17 protein-coding genes are annotated in these 20,772 nt (G+C 52.7%); 10 read left to right on the forward strand and 7 right to left on the reverse strand.

From position 1 onward, the window contains the following. The first annotated feature begins 2 nt into the window (after window positions 1-2). The 4 genes from AAC086_RS02745 (at window position 3) to AAC086_RS02760 (ending at window position 5,638) form a co-directional block, all read left to right on the forward strand. The gene (locus AAC086_RS02745) at window positions 3-1,454 is read left to right on the forward strand and encodes a mannitol dehydrogenase family protein (protein WP_339774990.1); all 1,452 of its coding nucleotides are present in this window, start codon (window positions 3-5) and stop codon (window positions 1,452-1,454) included. A 415-nt stretch (window positions 1,455-1,869) separates the two neighbouring features. Next, window positions 1,870-3,069 (forward strand): DUF1611 domain-containing protein, encoded by a 1,200-nt coding sequence (locus AAC086_RS02750; protein WP_339774992.1) that lies wholly within the window; start codon window positions 1,870-1,872, stop codon window positions 3,067-3,069. Further along, window positions 3,066-4,190, forward strand: a complete 1,125-nt coding sequence (locus AAC086_RS02755; RefSeq protein ID WP_339774994.1) for an alanine/ornithine racemase family PLP-dependent enzyme — start codon at window positions 3,066-3,068, stop codon at window positions 4,188-4,190. The genes AAC086_RS02750 and AAC086_RS02755 overlap by 4 nt, the downstream gene beginning before the upstream one ends. Window positions 4,191-4,315: 125 nt before the next feature. Beyond that, window positions 4,316-5,638: a DUF445 domain-containing protein gene (locus AAC086_RS02760; protein ID WP_339774995.1), complete on the forward strand. Its 1,323-nt coding sequence runs from the start codon at window positions 4,316-4,318 to the stop codon at window positions 5,636-5,638. 82 nt (window positions 5,639-5,720) lie between these two features. Here AAC086_RS02760 and ugpC read toward each other — a convergent pair whose 3' ends face one another. From ugpC to AAC086_RS02790, 6 genes are read right to left on the reverse strand one after another with little or no spacing between them, the layout of a single operon-like run. Next, window positions 5,721-6,803 (reverse strand): sn-glycerol-3-phosphate ABC transporter ATP-binding protein UgpC, encoded by a 1,083-nt coding sequence (gene ugpC / locus AAC086_RS02765; RefSeq protein WP_339774997.1) that lies wholly within the window; start codon window positions 6,801-6,803, stop codon window positions 5,721-5,723. Between the two features lie 44 nt (window positions 6,804-6,847). Next, a complete protein-coding gene (locus AAC086_RS02770; protein ID WP_339775000.1) occupies window positions 6,848-7,921 on the reverse strand; it encodes a Gfo/Idh/MocA family oxidoreductase in 1,074 nt (357 codons plus the stop codon). Between the two features lies 1 nt (window position 7,922). Next, complete coding sequence (locus AAC086_RS02775; protein ID WP_339775003.1) at window positions 7,923-8,945, reverse strand: Gfo/Idh/MocA family oxidoreductase; 1,023 nt, start codon at window positions 8,943-8,945, stop codon at window positions 7,923-7,925. Between the two features lie 45 nt (window positions 8,946-8,990). Continuing rightward, the gene (locus tag AAC086_RS02780; protein WP_339775005.1) at window positions 8,991-9,869 is read right to left on the reverse strand and encodes a carbohydrate ABC transporter permease; all 879 of its coding nucleotides are present in this window, start codon (window positions 9,867-9,869) and stop codon (window positions 8,991-8,993) included. Next, the gene (locus AAC086_RS02785; RefSeq protein WP_339775007.1) at window positions 9,862-10,857 is read right to left on the reverse strand and encodes a sugar ABC transporter permease; all 996 of its coding nucleotides are present in this window, start codon (window positions 10,855-10,857) and stop codon (window positions 9,862-9,864) included. Before AAC086_RS02785 ends, AAC086_RS02780 begins: the two co-directional genes overlap by 8 nt. Window positions 10,858-10,862: 5 nt before the next feature. After that, window positions 10,863-12,158 (reverse strand): sugar ABC transporter substrate-binding protein, encoded by a 1,296-nt coding sequence (locus tag AAC086_RS02790; RefSeq protein WP_339775010.1) that lies wholly within the window; start codon window positions 12,156-12,158, stop codon window positions 10,863-10,865. Window positions 12,159-12,881: 723 nt separating this feature from the next. Here AAC086_RS02790 and AAC086_RS02795 point away from each other — a divergent pair. From AAC086_RS02795 to AAC086_RS02820, 6 genes are all read left to right on the forward strand, one after another. Further along, window positions 12,882-13,550, forward strand: a complete 669-nt coding sequence (locus AAC086_RS02795; protein ID WP_339775013.1) for a TetR/AcrR family transcriptional regulator — start codon at window positions 12,882-12,884, stop codon at window positions 13,548-13,550. Window positions 13,551-13,684: 134 nt separating this feature from the next. Next, window positions 13,685-14,833, forward strand: a complete 1,149-nt coding sequence (locus AAC086_RS02800; protein WP_339775016.1) for a Gfo/Idh/MocA family oxidoreductase — start codon at window positions 13,685-13,687, stop codon at window positions 14,831-14,833. A gap of 3 nt (window positions 14,834-14,836) precedes the next feature. Then, window positions 14,837-16,009: a dihydrodipicolinate synthase family protein gene (locus tag AAC086_RS02805; RefSeq protein WP_339775019.1), complete on the forward strand. Its 1,173-nt coding sequence runs from the start codon at window positions 14,837-14,839 to the stop codon at window positions 16,007-16,009. Window positions 16,010-16,017: 8 nt separating this feature from the next. Continuing rightward, window positions 16,018-17,445 (forward strand): mandelate racemase, encoded by a 1,428-nt coding sequence (locus AAC086_RS02810; RefSeq protein WP_339775021.1) that lies wholly within the window; start codon window positions 16,018-16,020, stop codon window positions 17,443-17,445. A 44-nt stretch (window positions 17,446-17,489) separates the two neighbouring features. Next, complete coding sequence (locus tag AAC086_RS02815; protein WP_339775023.1) at window positions 17,490-18,332, forward strand: sugar phosphate isomerase/epimerase family protein; 843 nt, start codon at window positions 17,490-17,492, stop codon at window positions 18,330-18,332. A 157-nt stretch (window positions 18,333-18,489) separates the two neighbouring features. After that, entirely contained in the window at window positions 18,490-19,767 is a 1,278-nt protein-coding gene (locus AAC086_RS02820; RefSeq protein ID WP_339775024.1) for a Gfo/Idh/MocA family oxidoreductase, read from the forward strand. 49 nt (window positions 19,768-19,816) lie between these two features. On the opposite strand, the gene AAC086_RS02825 is transcribed toward AAC086_RS02820, so the two are convergent. Then, a complete protein-coding gene (locus AAC086_RS02825; RefSeq protein WP_339775026.1) occupies window positions 19,817-20,722 on the reverse strand; it encodes a LysR substrate-binding domain-containing protein in 906 nt (301 codons plus the stop codon). Between the last annotated feature and the right edge of the window lie 50 nt (window positions 20,723-20,772).

A 20,772-nucleotide genomic window follows, 5' to 3' on the forward strand; every position in this document is an offset into this window, starting at 1 on the left:
TCATGACAATTACTTCGCAAATTCAACCGGCTGACTGGCCCGAAAACCCGCTTTCTAACCGGGGCAACGGCATTGTCCATATCGGGGTGGGGGCTTTTCACCGGGCACATCAGGCGGTTTATACCCAGCAGGCGATGCTGGTCGCGGGGGGCGATTGGCGTATTATCGGCGTGTCACCGCGCAGTACCGATATTGCCGATCAGTTAAATGCGCAAGACGGGGCCTATTGTGTCGTCGTGCGCAACCCGGCCGGGGACGAATGCCAAACCATTCATGCCATTTCCCATGTTATTGCTGCCGCACGCGATGGCGATGCTGTGATGGCCGCCCTGTGTGACCCTGCAACCCGCATTGTCACCTTGACGGTAACCGAAAAGGCCTATGGCATTAACCGTCACGCCATGACAATTGCACCGGACCATGTCGGCATCGCCCATGATCTTGCCGATCCCCGCCATCCGACAGGTGTTTTGGGACTGTTGACTGAGGCCCTGCGCTGCCGCCGTGATGCTGGTGTGGCACCTTTTACATGCCTGTGTTGCGACAATTTACCGGAAAACGGTATTGTCCTGCGCGCCGGGGTTACTGATTTCGCCCGTCATATTGACCCGGCCCTTGCGGGCTGGATCGAACAGAACGTGCATTTCCCAAGCTCGATGGTCGACCGCATTACACCGGCATCAACGGCGCACACCTATGAAACCGTGCGCGCCATGACTGGCCATGACGATACCTGTGCCGTTGAAACCGAACCTTTTTCGCAATGGGTGATCGAGGACGATTTCCCAACCGGTCGCCCGGCATGGGAACAGGCCGGGGTGTTGATGGTCGATGATGTGCGCCCGTTCGAGCATATGAAGCTGCGGATGCTCAATGGCAGTCATTCGCTGATTGCCTATTTGGGCCAACTCGCCGGTTTTAAATATGTGCGCGATGTGATGGCCGATGACGATTGCGCAAAACTGGTTCATGCCCACATGCTGGCAGCGGCACAAACCCTGGTGCCGGTCGCGGCACTGGATTTTGCCAGCTATGCCAATGATCTGGTTGCCCGGTTTCAAAACCCGGCCATAGCCCATGAAACCCGGCAAATTGCTATGGATGGCACCGAAAAATTACCGCAACGCTTGCTGCACCCGGCGCAAGATGCTCTGAAAGATGGCAAGGACATTGCAACTTACGCCATCGCAATTGCTTTCTGGATGGCCTTTTTGCACAAAATGGTGACCCAGGAAAACGGCAACGATATTTCAGACCCACGGCAGGTCGAAATTATTTCTGCCCTATCGGGCCAAACCACAGCACAGGGCATTTATAACGCCCTGTCGCAATTGCCGGATCTTTTCCCGCAGGCTCTTACATCCTCGCCCGTCTGGGCGCAAGCCGTTATCTCTCGGCTTGACTGTATTCTGACCCAAAGTGCCCTTGATGCCGTAAAAGCTGATTTAAGTTAATTTTCGGCAATTATTTTGCGGTAACCAAAGATAAATGCCCGGATCAAAACAATGATACGGGCATTTTTATTTCGTATTTGCGTGAATAAATGAAGTATTTATTATCCGTTGCATGTTGGTATATTTAGGCGCATGATGTAATGGATAATGGTTTACAGGATGTACATGATCTGAACTTGGATTAGTACCCAAATATATTTGGCCTATTCCTTCTGATCAAACCAGATCCCATTCAATATCCGGCTGACAAACTTCGTGCGGTGCATTGACCCGACGTGAGGGGTTTCTCAGCGGCTAAGCTGCAATTTGTAATTTCATTAATATTGGCCTTTGCGTGGTCCTGCAACAGGCGCCGAGGGGATGGGGTAACTTTGCCCATCGCTATGGCGTGCCAATGTTTAACCCCGGAGCCAGCATGACGATCCCTTCATTTAACAAAGCCTTGAATAACGAAAATGTTGTCCATTTGCCCTTCAACACGAAGGCCGCCAAATCATCGGCGGTGCCGACAGCACTTTCCGCCCGCAAGGCCCGGCCAACGGCAATTGTCTATTGCGAAGCCAATTTTGGCCTTGATGATGGCAAAACTGCAAACGGTCTGGTCCGGCATTCGGAAAAATACGAAATTCTTTCCGTGATCGACAGCACCCAAACCGGGCGGGATACCGGCGTTGTGCTCGACGGAAAAACCAACGGCATTCCGGTTCTGGGTAATATTGAAGCGGCCTTTGCCAAAGGGCTGCGCATCCCGGATTACTTCATTTATGGCATGGCACCGGCGACCGGTATGCTTTCGGCTCATGAACGCGATATTGTTCTTGATGCCTTGAACCGGGGGATGCATGTCGTGAACGGGCTTCACGAATTTTTAAATGACGACGTCGAATTTGTTGCCGCCAGCAAAGCCAACAATGTTGAAATTACCGATATTCGCAAACCGCGCCCCAAAAACGATCTGCGCCTGTTTAGCGGCAATATCAACACCATGCCGTGCCCGCGCATTGCCGTTCTTGGCACCGATTGCGCGATTGGCAAACGCACAACCGCCAGCATTCTAACCCGCGCTTTGATTGCCCGGGGCATAAAAGCGGTTATGGTCACAACCGGGCAAACCGGCATGATGCAGGGGTCCAAATATGGTGTTGCGCTTGATGCGGTTCCGTCACAATTTTGCTGTGGTGAACTCGAAGCAACCGTGATCGAAGCCTATGAAGGCGAACATCCCGATGTTATTATTGTCGAAGGTCAGGGCGCGTTAAGTCATCCCGCGTTTTGCACATCGGCCTTTATTCTTCGTGGCTGTACACCCAATGGTGTGATTTTGCAGCACGCCCCCAAACGTGTGCATCGGTGCGATTTTGACCAAATGCCAATGCCGACACCCGAGGCTGAAATTCGCTTGATCGAAGCCTTTGCAGATACCCGCGTCATCGGTTTGACAATCAATCATGAAAATATGACAGATGCCGAAATTGCGTCCAGCATCACCGATTACCATAAACAGCTTGGTATCCCGGTAACCGATGCCCTGGCGCGCCCGGTTGATCTGCTGGTTGATATGGTGTTGTCGTCCTTTCCCACGATTGAAAAAAAACTGACCGTCACCCTTCAATGATCACCCCGCGCTTAGAGATTGATCTTGATAAAATCCATCATAATGCCTCAACCCTTGTAGGGCGGCTTAAACGGCTGGGGATCTCGGTTACCGGGATCACCAAAGCCTTTCGTGGCGCGCCGCAGATTGCACAGATATTGCAGCGTGCCGGTGTTTCCGGGCTGGGAGATTCCCGGATCGAAAATATTGAACGTATGCGACGGGGCGGAATTGATGGACATATGACACTGGTTCGGTCCCCCATGATCAGTCAGGTAGACAGGGTTGTGGCCGCCGCCGATGTCAGTTTCAATACCGAACTTGATGTGATTGCGGAACTTTCCAGATCAGCGCAAAAAGCCCGCAAAGGGCACGGTGTTATTTTGATGGTCGAACTGGGCGACCTTCGCGAAGGTATCATGCCATGTGATGTGGCAAAAACCGTTCAAACGGTGCGTCATTTACCAAATATCAGGTTGATGGGGCTAGGGGCTAACCTTGCCTGTCGGAGCGGCGTTGCCCCCGATAACACCAATATGGAAACACTTTCTGCATTGGCCGATCAGGTTCACAATCGTGGCGACCCGGTTGGTTTTGTTGTGTCGGGTGGGAATTCCAGCAATCTTTCCTGGGTTTTTGGTGGCGGCCATCTGCGTCGAATTAACAATTTGCGTCTTGGCGAAGCTATATTGTGCGGTTGCGATCCGTTGCACGGTCGTCATATTCCGGGCCTTTATAGCGATGCCATTAAACTTGTCGCAGAAGTCATCGAAAGCAAAATAAAACCAACCAGAGCGTGGGGCGAAATTGGCCTGGCACCGTTTGGTCCGGCCCCTGTTGCCTGCGATGATGGCAATATTTTTCAATCTCTTCTCGCCATCGGCCAGCAGGATATTGACCCTTGTGGGTTGCATCCATTATCGAATGTGACTGTTTTGGGGGCCAGCAGCGATCATTTGGTTTTAAATACCGGGGCCAGCCCGCTGGTTTTGGGGACCGAGGTTTCGTTTCAGCCAGATTATAGCGCGCTGTTGCGCGCCATGACCTCGCCCTATGTGACGCAAACATTCAGGGGCAATGTTATGGCCGTTGCCCCACCTGTGGGGCAATTTCGAGTATCATACTATTCTGGCACAGCATAAATTTGTCAACAGGCTGCCATGTTGCTGCGTTGCGTCAGAAACGGAAAAAGACTATCTGCACGATCAGGGCAGGGCGATGCGGTATCGTTGCCCTGTGCAGATCGTGACACGGCAGGATATATTTTATGGCAGAACCAGCGATGCGGGCAGCACCGCGTATTGGCCTGGATAACGCCGCCAGGGCGGAAAAACTGGCGCGCAAGAAAAGGCTGGCATTGTTGGCTTTGCTGTTGGCTTGTGCCTGTTTCATCGGGTTGACCATCTATGACCCGTCCCATCAAATCCCCTGGGTTGCTTTGCTTGTTGCAATGTCCGAGGCCGCAATGGTTGGCGGGCTGGCCGACTGGTTTGCCATCGTTGCCTTGTTTCGGCGCCCACTTGGGCTTAAAATTCCGCATACCGCGATTATTCCGCGCAGCAAGGATAAAATCGCCCGCAACCTTGCCGATTTTATCTGTGATCATTTTCTGGGCAAGGATCATGTTCTGGAAAAAATTCGCGAATTTGACCCGGCAGACCGGCTGGCCAAACATTGCGCTTCGCCTGAAACATCGGCAAAAATCGCCGATCTGGTGGTTAAATTCGCTCCGCGTCTGATGTATTTGCTCGACAGTGCCGAATTGCAGGAATTTGTACGCGCAACCACCCGCGAAAAACTGCGCGATATGGATGTTGGCCGCTTGTCCGCCCGTTTTCTAACCATCCTGACCCAGGATGGACGCCATCATGAAATGGTCGACAGCCTGTTAAATGACATAGCCGATTTTACCGACAGTGATGAAACCCGCAATATGCTGGCTGATAAAATCGCGGGGGAACTGTGGTCGGTTCTGCGTTGGGTCAATCTTGATAAGGCTGTGGCCGATAATATTACCGAAAAGGTGGCCGTAGGTCTGCGCGAACTTATTCAGGATCTGGCTGAAAACAAGGATCATGAATTACGCCAGCGATTTGAAAGTAAAATCCCGGCCTTCATTGATCGCCTTAATACGGACCCCGCCTTGCGTATCAGGCTGGACCAGTTCCGCGATCGTATGCTCGAAAATCAGGAACTGTCCGAATATATAGCTCATATCTGGCGCAAGGCGCTTGTGTGGATCAAGCAGGATTTCGCCAACCCGCAATCAGAAATTCGCCGCGCCATAACCGGGGCGTCGCGCAATATTGGCCATAAGCTGGACGCCGACGCCGATATGAAAAACTGGCTGAATCGCTGGATCATGGAAACGATTGATCCTTATATTGATGAATATCGCGAAAAAATCCGCGATTTCATCATGCAGCGGGTTAAAGCCTGGAGTGCGGATGAACTAACCGCCCAACTGGAACTGGCCATGGGCAGTGATTTGCAGTCAATCCGCCTGAACGGCACCCTTGTCGGGGCGTTGATCGGCGGTGTGTTATTCGGGGTGATGCAGCTTATTGGCTGGGCGGTTGGCCAAATGTAAAACATGCTTTATGGATATCGGTTGAAAATAACGCCCGGATATTTTGTCCATTCCGGGCGTTAGAATATCCGTTTCTGACGGGTTATATCGCCCGCCCGTCCGGGCCAAAGACGTGGCAGTGCGCAATATCGAAATGGGCTGGAATGGTGCTGCCGTTAAAGATAATCTGCTGTCCGGCCAGTGACATATTGATGGTTTGTCCGTCGGGGCTGCGGGTATAAAGCAGGGTTTCATCGCCCAGATTTTCCACCAGATCAATTGTCAAGTCTGCCAGTTTGATCCCGCTGCTTTCTTCCCGGTCCAGATGTTCGGGGCGAATGCCCAAGGTGATAGGCATGTCAATTTCAACACTGTGTAGCGCGCGTGGCAATGTAACAGATGCCCCGCATACGCGTATGGTTGTTGTCTCGCCATTTGTGGCTTCAACAATCCCTTCTAAAAAGTTCATTTTTGGGCTGCCGATAAACCCGGCCACAAACCGGTTGACCGGATGATTGTATAAATCAAGTGGCCGTCCCACCTGTTCAATGCGCCCGGCATTTAAAACCACAATTTTATCCGCCATGGTCATGGCTTCCACCTGGTCGTGGGTAACATAAATCATGGTGTTGCCAAGCTGGCGATGCAGGCGGGCAATTTCAACCCGCATTTGCACGCGCAATTCGGCATCCAGGTTTGAGAGTGGTTCGTCAAACAAAAACAGTTTGGGTTCACGTACAATCGCGCGGCCAATGGCAACGCGCTGGCGCTGCCCGCCCGACAAGGCCTTTGGCTTGCGATGCAATAAAGGTTCGATTTGCAATACACGGGCGGCTTGCTGCACACGGGGTTCAATCTCGGCCTTTTTATAGCCCGCTGTTTCCAAACCAAACGCCAGGTTTTTATAAACCGACATATGCGGATACAGCGCATAGGACTGAAAAACCATGGCAATACCGCGTTCAGACGACACAACCTCGTTCATCCGTTCGCCGTCCATTTTTAACGCACCACCGCTGATTTCCTCCAATCCGGCAATCATGCGCAACAAGGTGGATTTACCACAGCCCGAAGGACCGACAAAAACGGTAAATTCGCCCGGGTCAATCTGCAAATCAATCCCGTGGATCACGTCAAACACGCCGTAACGCTTTTCAACCTTTTCCAGAACAACGCTGGTCGTCATGATAGGCCTCCTCCCGAAGGGCTGGTCGGTTATGACCAGTGTTATTATTTGGTTTTTGCACGCCAGGACGCGTATTTTGGGCTATCGGCATTCATCGGCAAGGCGACCTGCGCCCCACTGTCAGACGATTGATAAATGGCGGTCACCAGTTCCAGGGCCCGTCTTGCATCGGTGCTTGTTACGGGCAAGGGGCCATTTCCGCATAAATAACGATGAAAATGGTCCATCTGCGTTGTAAAACGCGGGCTTACCGGTTGCCAGTCGCCAATGATGTCATCTATCTGACGTTGCACGGCATCGTTCGCCGCCAGAATTTTCCACGGGTCCTTGCCCGGCGCATAGGGTTCGTGGCTGCTCTCGAACGTGACATTTTCGAAATGCAGGCGCAGGCGGCTGATTTGTTCCTGTGACCCCAATGTACACGACAGTGAAACGAACGCGCCACTGGCCATTTCAAGGCTGGCACTGGCGCAATCTTCAACCTCAATGTCGTTTACACGGGTCGCAACCCGGCCAAAAACCTTGGTAATCGGCCCCATTAGATACATCATCATGTCGTGGAGATGCAGGGCATGGGTGACCAAAACACCACCAAGTTCGGTGTCCCATTTGCCCCGCCATGGCACGGCATAATAATCCGCTGTGCGCAGCCAAAATGTCTCAACCGAACCCATATAGGCTTTACCGGCAATTCCGGCATCGATAATGCGCTTGGCTTTTTCAATGCCATCGCCATAGCGATACTGAAAAATTGGCATCAGGGTGCCTGTGGCGGTTTTCTCGGCTGCTATAATTGCATCCACATCGGCCAGCGACCCGGTAAGTGGTTTTTCGCAAATCACATGTTTGCCACAGGCAAGGGCCGCAACCACCTGTTCGCGGTGAATGCCTGGCGGGGTGCAAATGTCGATAATATCAATATCGTCGTTTTGCAAACATTCCTCGAACGACGTGGTCCGAACGGGAATGTCAAATTCATCGGCAACAGCGTTTAGGCGGTCTTCATTTAAATCGCAAATGGCAGCAACTTTGAATTTGCCGGGGTGGGGCACATATCCTTCAATAATATGCGATCTGCCAATGCCACAGCCAATAACGGCAACGTTTTTGCGGGTCATGTTATTTATCCTCCGAACTGGCAATGTCTTCGGCCATTTCTTGCGCGCTTAAGGCCAGCTCCATGGCATTAAAAACCCGGCCTTGCGGAATGGCGGTTTCAGTACGGTCGCGAATATCGGACAAAAACTGTTTGCCAAACGGCAGGTCGACATCGTTGCAATCGATATGGGTGATCCCCTTTTTATCGGTCAGGAACAAATGGTTTGCCCCCTCGCGCCCGCCAATATCGATGTTTTTGCGAATTTCAATTGCCCCATGCGTGCCAGTAATCATCAACCGGCCATCGCCCCAACTTGGCAATCCTTCGGGGGTAAACCAGTCCACATGGATCAGGCCATTGGCATTGTCGGTTGCCATGTGAATATCGCCGCTATCTTGCAAGCCGGGATTGTCCGGGTTGGCGCGGTTGCTGACACTGGCCGACAGGATTTTGGCGCGGTTGCGATTGGCAAAAAACAGAAACTGCTCGCATTGGTGGGATGCAATGTCGGTTAAAATGCCGCCATAAAGGGATCGGTCAAAAAACCAGCCTGGCCGTGTGGGTTTGCGCAAGCGGTGCGGGCCTAAGCCAACGGTATGGATTACATCCCCAATCGCCCCGTTCGCAACCAGTTCGCCAGCCTTTACCGTGGCCCGGTTTTCAAAATGTTCGGAATATAAAATGTTGTATATCCGGCCGGTTTCCGCCTGTACGCGTTTCACCTCGGCTAATTGGGCAAAACTGGTCATGCCGGGTTTGTCGCTTAAAACATCTTTGCCGTGTTGCATCGCCTGAACGGCAATTGCAGCCCGTTGTGCTGAAATGGCGGCGGTCACAACGACGTCAATGCTGCTATCTTCTAAAATGGCGGCAGGGTCGGTAACACGTTTGGCATCAGGGTATTTTTCACCAAATTCCTTGGCAAAACCTTCGTCGGTTTCATAAAATGAAACCAGTTTTCCGCCCGCCCGCATCAGGCAGTTGCACTGCCCGTAAATATGGTCGTGCTGGATGCCGATGGCGGCAAATTTAAGATCGGTCATGGATACTCCACATCGATGTGGTCACATCAAAAATCTATGGGTGGCTCAGCGTTTCAGGCCGGTTGTGGCAATGCCTTCAATCAGCAAACGCTGGAAAAACAGGAAGAAGAAAAACACCGGCACCAGCGACAGGGTCGACATGGCAAACAGCCCGCCCCATTGCGATGATCCGGAACTATCGACAAAGGACCGCAAGCCCAGCTGGACCGTGTAATTGTTCATGTCATTCAGGTAAATCAGCGGACCAAAGAAGTCGTCCCAGGTCCACAGGAAGGAAAAAATGGCCGCTGTTGCCAAAACCGGTGTTGAAAGCGGCAACATGATTTTCCAGTAAATTCGCCAGGCGCTACAGCCATCCATACGGGCGGCTTCGTCAAGTTCGCGCGGGATGCCGCGAAAAAACTGCACCATCAGGAAAATGAAAAACGCATCGACGGCCAAAAACTTTGGCACCACCAGCGGCAAAATCGTATCGACCCAGCCCAGCTTTAAAAACAGCACATATTGCGGGATCAGCGTCACATGATACGGGATCATCAACGTGCCCAGCATGATGGCAAACCAGAAATTACGACCGAAAAATTTAAGCCGGGCAAAGGCATAGGCCGCCAGTGAACAGGCAATAACATTGCCCGCCACCGATAACACCGAAATCACCAGCGAATTCCAGAAAAACTGGCCAAATTCAACCCGCAACCCGGTCCAGCCTTTCCAGTAGGACGAAATATCGATGCTGGACGGTATAAGAGAGGTCGAACTGAAAATCTCGGCTTCAGGCCGGATCGATGCCGATAACATCCATAAAAGCGGATAGAGCATGATGATGGAAACCACCATCAGCAGGGTATGAAAAAGCAAGCTGACAAACCGGTTCCGGCGCGGTGAAATACTGTCATCCTTGCTGAAAATAGCCAGACTAGTCATCGTAATGCACCCAGAAACGCGCGGTCAGGAAGGAAAATGCCGTGAACAGCGCAATGATCACCACCAGTACCCATGCCAGGGCCGAGGCATATCCCATGCGGAAAAACCCGAATGCTTCCTGATACAGATAAAGGGTATAAAACAGCGTCGAATTGATCGGGCCGCCCGTACCGCCCGAAATGATGAAAGCAGGTGTAAAGGCCTTGAAGGCATCAATCGTTTGCACAACGGCGTTAAAGAAAATCACCGGCGTTAACAAAGGCAGGGTGATTTTGATGAATTGACGCAGTTTTGAGGCCCCATCAAGGCTGGCGGCTTCGTACATGTCGGTCGGGATCTGGCGCAAACCGGCCAGAAAAATGATCATGGGCGAGCCAAACTGCCAGATGCTGAGAATAATCAGCGTCCAGATCGAATAACTCGGATGGCTGATCCAGCTGGGACCCTGAATGCCAAATTCGGCCAATATGCTGTTAACCAAGCCGTCGCTGGCAAAAAGCTGACGCCACAAAACGGCAATGGCAACGCTGGTGCCCAAAAGCGATGGCAGGTAAAAGACCGCCCGATAGACCGGCAGGCCGCGAATGCCACGGTTCAGCACCACGGCCACGCCAAGGGCAAAGGCCAGTTTTAACGGTACAGAAAATAACACGAAAAACAGGGTCACCGCCATGGAGGCGGCGAATTTCGGATCAGCCGTTGCGATCCGTACATAGTTCGCCATGCCGACCCAGTTCGGGGATCGCAACAAATCAAAATCGGTAAAGGACAAATAAAGCGAGACAATCGCCGGTCCCAGGGTCAGCCCGAAAAAGCCGATAAACCACGGCAGCAAAAACATATAGCCAGGGCCGCTATGTTGCCACATCTTGCCCCACCATCCTTTGGGTTGCGCTTTGCGATGGGGCTGCAGGGTGCGGGTTTGCTGGCGTGGCGGGCCGACTGCGGTGATATTCACCGCAGCCTGACCTGTCATCTTGTTACCCATAGTGCCTAGCTCCGCTCAAGGATCGCCGCAGCTTCGGAAACAAAGGCCGCACCGGCATCTTCGGGGGATGTCGTCTCAAAGCCGACTTCTTCGTTTTTGCGTTTGATCATCAACTGAATTTCACCAGCACCCTTGGGCGGGGGTGGGGGCAACGGGCCGGCAAACTTGTCGCCCAGCGATCCAATATATTCAATCTGGATGCGGTCGGCGTTGCTGGATTCTTTTTTAAGAACCTCGCGCATTTTTGAGGATTCCGGCACCCCGCGCTCTACATCTAACACGCGCGCGGCATCGGGGTCATTTACGAAAAAGCCAATGAACTTTGCCGCTGCCTCGGGGTTTTTGGTGTCGCCCGCAACGCTGAACAGCATCGACGGTTTGCGGTATTGCCCTGGCCTGGAACTGCCAGCCTTGACGGGATAAGGCCCCATGGTCAGCGGGTCCTTGTTAATGGCCTGATACCCGACCAACTGGTTGGAATGGGCAAAACACGATGCGGCACGGCGCTGAGACAAGGGGCTGGTTTCAATGGTCAATTGATCAAGCGATTGCACATCGGCAGGGACGCAGGCCCCGCGCTTGCGCATATCAACCCAAAACGCAAACCATTCACCCGCGTCTTTATCATCAAAACCCAGTTTACCCTCGGCGCTATAAAGTTCCTTGCCGCGCTGGCGCAACCAGGTTTCAAACGCCGGTTCAAGCCCGCCCTGGTCGGCACAACCATAAAAACGGTCCCGTTTGGTGGTTTTGGTCAGTTTTTCGCAATGATCGGCGAATTCTTCCCAGGTTTGGCCGGGCTGGGGCGTGTCCATCCCGGCTTCTTCCCAGGCGGCTTTGTTAATCATCATGGCAACCGAATTGGCTCCCAGGCTGATGCCATAGGTTTTGCCATTGATCTGGCCGCCAGCAACACTTTGCGTGCTGAAATTTGATACATCAAGCGTGCCGTCTGCCATGTATTTATCAAGCGGCAGCAACACATCGCGCCGGGCATATTCGAAAATATAGCGATAATCCATTTGCATCACATCGGGGGCATTCCCGCCCGATGTTTGCGTTGCCAGACGGGACCAGTAATTGTCCCAACCGGCACTTTCGCCATCCACTTCAATTTCCGGATGCGCCTTTTTAAAAAGGTCGACCACCTTGTAGGTCCGCTCCGAACGGGCTTGCGAACCCCACCATAAAAGCCGCAGGCGCGCATCCTGGGCAAAGGCAAAACGGGGATTAAGGACACCCAATGCAAGGGCACCCGCCCCGCTTGCCAAAAATGTACGCCTGTTGATTGAAAACGTCATTGTTATCCTCCCTGATGGTTCGCCATTCAAGTGGCGTTTTTTGGTGGTGCGATGGATCTAAATAACTATTTAGTTACAATTAGGGCGATTGCCTTGTCAGGTGTCAACACTTTCTTGCAAGTAATTTACCAAACAAAGCTTTTGTATAGGTCTGTGTTTTGGCAGCGTTAACAGAAAAGGCCAAATTGTCATTGTGACGGTAATAGTCCAGGTGGCATTTTCCTGTCTTTGCGCTGCGGTATTTTTTTGCAGCGCAAATAAACGCGGTGTTCCGGCTTTGTTAAATTGCCATCTTATTGTATGTTTATTCTGCAATATCAGCCTCAATCCTGAAATTGCGATGGCAGTTCAACATATTTTCCCTTGGCGCAGCCGGGCCACACCATCGACAATACCGACGGCTAATCCGGGCGAGGGCCAGGTGCCGGCCATGAAGTGCCTGCCCCGTTGCGCATGTCGATCCGGGAAGAAATAGCCGATGATTGACGGTTAAATTCATAAGTTATCCTCCCTGAATTGCCGTTTTGGGGGAGAGGCCTCTGGTAGAGCTTGAATTAAATAACCAATTGGTTACAATTAGGCGGGTGCATCAAACGGCTGTCAATATGTTGTTTGCAAACGGCACGCGAATTGTCGATATTTTTGACAAGTAAGGCCGTTTTTGCACTCAAAATGGTTCCATGTGTCATTTTTTGGCGTGGAAAGAAATCAACCGGGGGATGAATGACCGACTCGCAGACTGTGCCGAAATCGGCCAAAGCCAAACCAAAAACCAACCAGCGCGATCCGGAACGCACCCGTGCCCTGATCCTTGAAGCCGCCACCATCGAGTTTTCCGAAAAAGGGATCGGTGGTGCGCGCGTCGATGCCATAGCGGCCCGTGCCGGAACCAACAAGCGCATGCTTTATCACTATTTTGGCGACAAGGATCAGCTTTATATTGCGGTTCTGGGAAATGCCTATGCCGGGATCAGAAATGCCGAAAAGAAACTCAATCTTGCCGGGCGCACACCCGAAGATGGCATTCGGGAACTTGCTTTATTTACATGGCATTACTTTGTAGATCACCCTGAATTTCTCAGTCTTTTAGGGACTGAAAACCTGCATCGTGCCGAATATCTCAAGCAGCTTTCCTATATTCCTGAAATGCATTCTCATTTCATTAGCGAGCTTGCGCGTGTTTTAAAACGGGGCGAGGAAGAGGGGGTTTTTGCACCTGGTATTGATCCGCTAAATGTTTATCTGACGATGGCGTCAATGACCTGTTTTTATCTGAATAATCACTATACCCTTTCAACGATTTTTGGCCGCGATCTGATGTCGGACGACAATCTGGGCGCGTGGGAACACCAGATCGTTCAGGTTACTCTGGCGTCGGTGCGTATCGGCTAAAATATCCCTTCCTGTTATTTTTTCTGTTGACAAGATGATGCTCTGACGCCCTTCTTGTAACCAGTTAGTTACGTCGCAACGAGGATGCCGACAAAACGGCATCTCGATACCGGGCGAACGGACGGGAGGAAAAAATGACAACTATCGGGATTATCCTGCACGGTGTAACCGGGCGGATGGGCTATAACCAGCATCTGGTACGATCTATTCTGGCAATTCGCGATCAGGGCGGTATCGATCTGCCTTCGGGCAAACGGCTTCAGGTTGATCCGATCATTGTGGGGCGCAATGGCGATAAAATTGCCGCGCTGGCCCGAAAACATGGCATTGAACGCTGGACGACCGACCTTGATGCCGCCCTTGCCAACCCTGCTGACAGCATCTTTTTCGATGCGGGCACCACTTTGATGCGGGCCGAATTGTTGTCAAAGGCACTTGACGCGGGCAAGCATGTTTATTGTGAAAAACCAATATCGGATGATTTGCAGGTCGCCGTTGATCTTGCCCGCAAGGCGCGCAATTCGGGCCTGAAACATGGCGTTGTGCAGGATAAGCTGTTTTTGCCAGGCTTGCGTAAACTGGCATTATTGCGCGATTCCGGTTTCTTTGGCGAAATCCTGTCGGTGCGCGGTGAATTTGGCTATTGGGTGTTTGAAGGGGACTGGGGCGTTCCTGCCCAGCGGCCATCGTGGAATTACCGCAAGGGCGATGGGGGCGGCATCATCCTTGATATGCTGTGTCACTGGCGCTATGTGCTTGATAACCTGTTTGGCAACGTCAAATCCCTGTCTTGTATCGGGGCGACACATATTCCCAAACGTGTTGACGAAAACGGTCAATCTTATGTCTGTGATACCGACGATGCCGCCTATGCCACGTTTGAACTTGAAGGCGGGGTTATCGCGCAAATCAACTCGTCCTGGGCAGTGCGGGTACGCCGCGACGATCTGGTAACCTTTCAGGTTGACGGAACGCACGGTTCTGCCGTGGCCGGACTGACCAAATGCTGGAGCCAGCACCGGGTGAATACCCCCAAACCGGTTTGGAACCCTGATCAGCCCCAAACCATCGATTTTTACAAAACTTGGGACGAAGTTCCTGACACTCAGAATTTCGATAACGGGTTCAAAGCCCAATGGGAAATGTTCCTGCGCCATGTCGCCGAAGATGCCCCATGGCCCTACGGCCTTGAAGCGGGTGCCAAAGGCGTGCAGCTTGCGGAACTTGGCCTGAAATCCTGGGCAGAACGCCGCTGGCTTGATGTTCCCGATCTGGAGTTTTAAGCCATGCTTGCGCTTGATTTGCCCCAAAACGGTAAACTGGTTTCCTATCAGCTTACCGGTGATCCTATCGTTGTTAAGCCGCGCACATCATCGGCGTTTCCCCGTATTGCCTATGCCGCGGCCCATATTGTTGCCGATCCCATGGCCGAACATGATCCGTGGCTGGAACCGGCGATTGACTGGGAAAGAACATTGGCCTTTCGCCATCGTTTGTGGGATCTGGGCCTTGGGGTTGCTGAATCGATGGATACCGCACAGCGTGGCATGGGTCTTGGCTGGAGCGAAGCCCGCGAACTGATTGTGCGGTCATTGGCCGAAGCGAAAAACCGCCCCGGCGCGCTTATCGCCTGCGGCGCAGGAACCGATCATTTGGCGGTAACACCCGATGTCACAATTGACGATGTGATCGCGGCTTACGAACACCAGATCGACGCGATTGAGGCCCATAACGGGCAAATCATTTTAATGGCCAGCCGTGCGCTTGCCGCGATTGCCCAAGGGCCAGATGATTACGCCCGTGTGTATGGCTGTATCCTTTCGCAGGTACGCCAACCGGTGATTATCCATTGGCTGGGCGAAATGTTCGACCCTGCCTTGCAAGGATATTGGGGCAGTGATGACCACATGGTGGCGATGGAAAACTGCCTTGCCATTCTTAATGATAACGCTGCTAACATTGACGGCATCAAAATTTCCCTTCTGTCGAAAGAAAAGGAAATCGTCATGCGACGCAAATTGTCCGATGGCGTGCGGATGTATACTGGCGATGATTTTAACTATGCCGAACTGATTGCGGGCGATGATCACGGCCATTCCGATGCGTTGCTGGGCATTTTTGATGCCATCGCCCCGGCCGCGTCAGCCGCATTAGAAGCCCTGGGCGCGGGAAATCATGATCAATTCTATAATTTGCTAAATCCGACCGTGCCGTTATCACGCCATATCTTTCGTGCGCCGACGCGGTTTTACAAAACCGGTGTGGTCTTTCTGGCCTATCTCAATGGCTTGCAGGATCATTTTACCATGATTGGCGGGCAGCAATCGACGCGGTCAATCTCGCATCTGGCGGAACTGTTCCGCCTGGCCGATCAGGCCCGTGTGCTGGCCGACCCGGATTTGGCCGTTGCGCGGATGAAACCGGTTCTTGCCATGCATGGCATTGGTAATGGGCGTTAGGGGCGTAAATGATGGATAATTCACCCATTCATATTGTTGATATTGCCGCCTTTGAACGCACAACACCCTTTCGGTTTCCCTTTCGCTTTGGCGTGGCCAAGGTTACGCAGGCCCCGCAATTATTTGTCCGCGTGGTGATAGAGGACGGGCAGGGGCACCGCGCCACCGGGCAGGCCGCCGAAATGATGATGCCAAAATGGTTCGACAAATCGGCAAATCTTTCAACTGATGACAACATCAACCAGCTGCGTCTGTCGGTTAAGCTTGCCATGCAGGCGATGGAGGCTGCCGGGCAATCCAGCCCGTTTGGCCTTCATGCCCGGGTTGAGGGCGACCATCATAAAACCTGTGCCAGCCATCAGTTGCCGGGTTTGGTTGCATCTTATGGTTTGGCACTGGTGGATCGCGCCATTATCGACGGCTTTTGCCGTTTACACGGCCTGACCATTACCCAGGCTGTGCAAAGCAATGCCCTTGGCATCACCACCGATACCGCTCCTGATTTACACGGCTTTGATCTGAGCAGATTTTTGGCAAACCTTGCCCCGCAGCCCACAATTGCCATTCGCCACACCGTTGGTTTGGGCGATGTTTTGTGGAACCGCGACCTTGCCAATGCCGACCGATTAAACGATGGCCTGCCGCAAACATTGCAAGACGTGATTATGGCCTATGGTCATACCTTTTTCAAACTGAAGGCATCAGGCGATGTGGCGGCTGACCTTCACCGCCTGATCGCTATTGCCGGGGTACTGGACCAAAAGGTGGGGCAATATCAGCTGACCATCGATGGCAATGAACAGTTTGAAAATGCCGATCAGGTGGCCGACCTGATTGATCGGATTATGGCTGAACCGCGCCTGAAAAATCTGTGGCAATCCACCTTGTTTCTTGAACAGCCCATTGCGCGGGCCAATGCCTTGATGCGCCCGCTGGGCGATCTTGGGGCACGGGTGCCCTTTGAAATTGATGAAAGCGACGATAGCATCGGGGCTTTTCTGGCGGCAAAGGATCTGGGGTATCGTGGTATTTCGTCAAAATCCTGCAAGGGGTTTTATCGCGCCCTGTTAAATTGTGCCCGTGTCGCCCATTGGAATGCCGATGCGGGCGACAATCGTTTTTTCATGTCGGCCGAAGACCTGACCACCCAAAGCGGCCTTGCCTTGCAGCAAGACCTGATATTGGCCAGTTTAATCGGCGCGCGTCATATCGAACGCAACGGCCATCATTATGTTGCCGGTATGGCCGGGGCACCACAGGCCGAACAGGATGCCTATTTAGCACAGCATGGCGATCTTTATCACGCCAGTGATACAGGGCAGGCGCGCCTGAACATTCAAAACGGGCAGGTTTCATTGGCAACGGTAACGGCGGCAATGGGCCTTGGCTGTGCCGTGACGCCGGACTGGTCGGCAATGACACCATTGGCAGTTTAAAGCACGTTCCGGCCATACCGGGCGAAACAGGGAGGATAAACACCATGTCTGTCGATGGATTGTCGATCAATCTGGCGACCGTGCGCGAACAATGGGGCTTTGCCGAGGCCGTTGACGGATGTTTGCGCCATGGCATTACGGCCATTGCTCCGTGGCGCGACCAAATTGCCAAAATCGGCCTGGCCGAGGCCTCGCGCATTGTGCATCAAAACAATTTACAGCTTACCGGGCTGTGCCGGGGCGGTTTTTTCCCGGCAGCCACGGCAGAAAAACGCACCGCCGCGCTTGACGATAACCGCCGTGCCGTTGACGAAGCTGCCGAACTGGGGGCGGATTGTCTGGTGCTGGTGGTGGGCGGGCTGCCTGAAAATTCCCGCGATATTGTTGCCGCCCGGCACATGGTGGCTGATGGGCTGGATGCATTGTTGCCCCATGCGCGCGCCTGCAATGTGCCCCTGGCGATTGAGCCGTTGCATCCGATGTATGCGGGGGATCGTGCCTGTGTCAACACATTGGGGCAGGCGCTTGATATGTGCGAGGTGCTGGGTGCCGGGATCGGTGTTGCCATTGATGTTTATCATGTCTGGTGGGACCCGGACCTTGCCGCGCAAATTGCCCGGGCGGGTAAAATGAAGGCCATTTTGGCCCACCATATTTGTGACTGGCTGGTGCCCACCCGCGACATGCTGACGGATCGTGGCATGATGGGCGATGGTGTGATTGATTTGCCCGCCATCCGCCGCATGATCGAAGCCGCCGGGGTGACCCCAAAACAGGAAGTCGAAATTTTCTCCGCGCAAAACTGGTGGCTAAAACCCGGTGACGTGGTTTTGAAAACCTGCATTGAACGATATGAAGCCTGCTGTCAGGCAAATAGCCCGGCCTAAGGTTAAAAACAAACATCAATGGAAATTCATCCTGCTGCTCGCAGCGAAAGATGAAAAATCACAATTCCCGAGCCGCACCTGAATCGCATCACGTTGTAACGGGGGCGTTTTCAGCTCGTTCTGCACGCGCGGCAACCTGTCAGAGAGGATCGACGTTATGGCTGAAACCCCAACCGCCCAAAAAACAGAAAGAAGAAGTTACGTTTTAATCGGCACCGGTAATCGTGGCACCACCATGTGGGGGCGTGATTTGCTCGCGGGCTGGTCCGAACATGTTGATCTGGTGGCGATTATCGACACAAACGAACTACGCGCCCAACGCGCACGCCGCATGATCAAAAGCAACGCACCGATATTTTCCAGTGTCGAAGACATGCAAAAAGCGGGTATTTCCCCACAACTTGCCATGGTCTGCACCCCTGATGACACCCACGACGATATTGTGGTGAAAATGCTGGATGCCGGGGCGGACATCATTACCGAAAAACCGATGACCACCACGGTAGACAAAATTCGCCGGATGCTGGATGCCGAGGTCCGCAGCGGCAAACGCATTGATGTATCGTTTAATTACCGCTATTCGCCAACCGCCGCCCGCATCAAGGAATTGCTGATGGAAGGGGTGATCGGCAAGATAACCTCGGTTGATTTTCACTGGTATCTTGATACCACCCACGGGGCGGATTATTTCCGGCGCTGGCATGCTTATACCCGCCATTCCGGCAGCCTGTTTGTTCATAAGGCCACCCACCATTTTGACCTTTTAAACTGGTATCTCGATAGCACACCCAAAACGGTGTCTGCTTTTGGCAAATTGCTGAATTACGGCAAAAACGGTTTGTTTCGCGGCGAACGCTGCCAAACCTGCCCGCATAGTGCCAATTGCGACTATTTCTTTGATATTTCCACGGACCCGTTCCTTGATGCCTTGTATGAAGACCCGGCAGCCGAAGACGGATATTACCGGGATCGCTGCGTTTTTCGCGAAGATATCGATATTCCCGATACCATGGTCGCCACCATCGGCTATGCCAATGATGTTCAGGTTTCCTATTCGCTAAACACATTCCAGCCGATTGAAGGGCACCATATTGCCTTTAACGGCACCAACGGCCGGATCGAACTGCGCCAGCACGAAAACCAGCCCTGGGATATGCCCGATCACGATGAAATCCTGTTAATCCGCAATTTTCCCGCTCCGGGCGAAGAAAAACTTGAACGCATTATCGTGCCGCACGCCGAGGGCGGCCATTACGGCGGCGATAACCTTATGCGCGATATGATCTTTAAATCCGGCCAAACCGATAAACTGCATCAGCGCGCCGGTGCCAAGGCCGGTGCCTATTCCGTGCTCTGCGGTATCGCCGCGCTCAAAAGTGCGCAAACCGGCGAAATCGTGAAAATTGACGCCTTGATGCCCGATATTGGGACGTAAAACCGATTACCTCCTTGCGTGACGATCCAGGAATGGGGCACGGTCGCTATTATGTGGGTAAATGCTCAACGCTGGTACGCGGCACGCCAAAATCATTGGCAAGAACAGCAAGCTGATCGTGGATTTCTTCTAACAAATCCATTTTGGCAGATGATACCCGCTGAACAATTCCGACCTGACGAAAAACCTGCGGTTCGCCAAACGGGCGGATCAGAAACTTTTCGCTGTATTCACGCACCGCAATATTGGGAACAATCGTGGCGCCCAGCCCGGCGGCAACGCATTCAACAATCGCTGAAATTGTATCAATTTCGGCGGTTTCGTTGGTAACAATTCCCATGCGGGCCAGTTCCATGTCAATCAGATGTGCAAGCGGCACGTTGCTGCGAAACCGCACAACCGGCAGCGTTTCAAGCATATCACGGGCTGACATATCGGGTGTGCCGGGTGGCGCAATTACCACCAGTGGCTCGCGAATAAAAGGCCGCCACACCAGGTTTTGCGGAATCCCCAGTTGTTCGGCAACAATTGCCATGTCAAGCCGCCCGGCCTGAACATCTGCAATCAACGAGCTTGAAAGGCCGACCCGCAAGTTAATTCGTAACCCCGGATAGTTATTGCGCAAAGCCACAATGGCACGCGGTAACAGGCCAATTGTGCTGGTGCGCACTGATCCAATGCTTAATGTGCCGGTCTTGCGCTGCCCTAAAAGCGCACTTTTGGTATCCTCCACCATATGCAAAATGGAATGCGCTGTTTCCAAAAGCTGAAGCCCGTGTGTATTCAACGTCGGGGGCCGGGTTTCCCGGTTAAAAAGCGCAACCGACAGCTCGGTTTCCAGCGCATGCATTTGCTGGCTAACGGCAGACGGTGTCAGATAAACGGCATCTGCGGCACGGGCAAATGTGCCATGTTCGGCAATCGCAACCAGGGTCCGAAGTTGACGTGTATCCATGGTAACTCCAGATATACTTAATTTATTCGGAAATATTATTCGCTTTCATA

This window comes from uncultured Thalassospira sp., from assembly GCF_963976115.1.
Lineage (GTDB): Bacteria > Pseudomonadota > Alphaproteobacteria > Rhodospirillales > Thalassospiraceae > Thalassospira.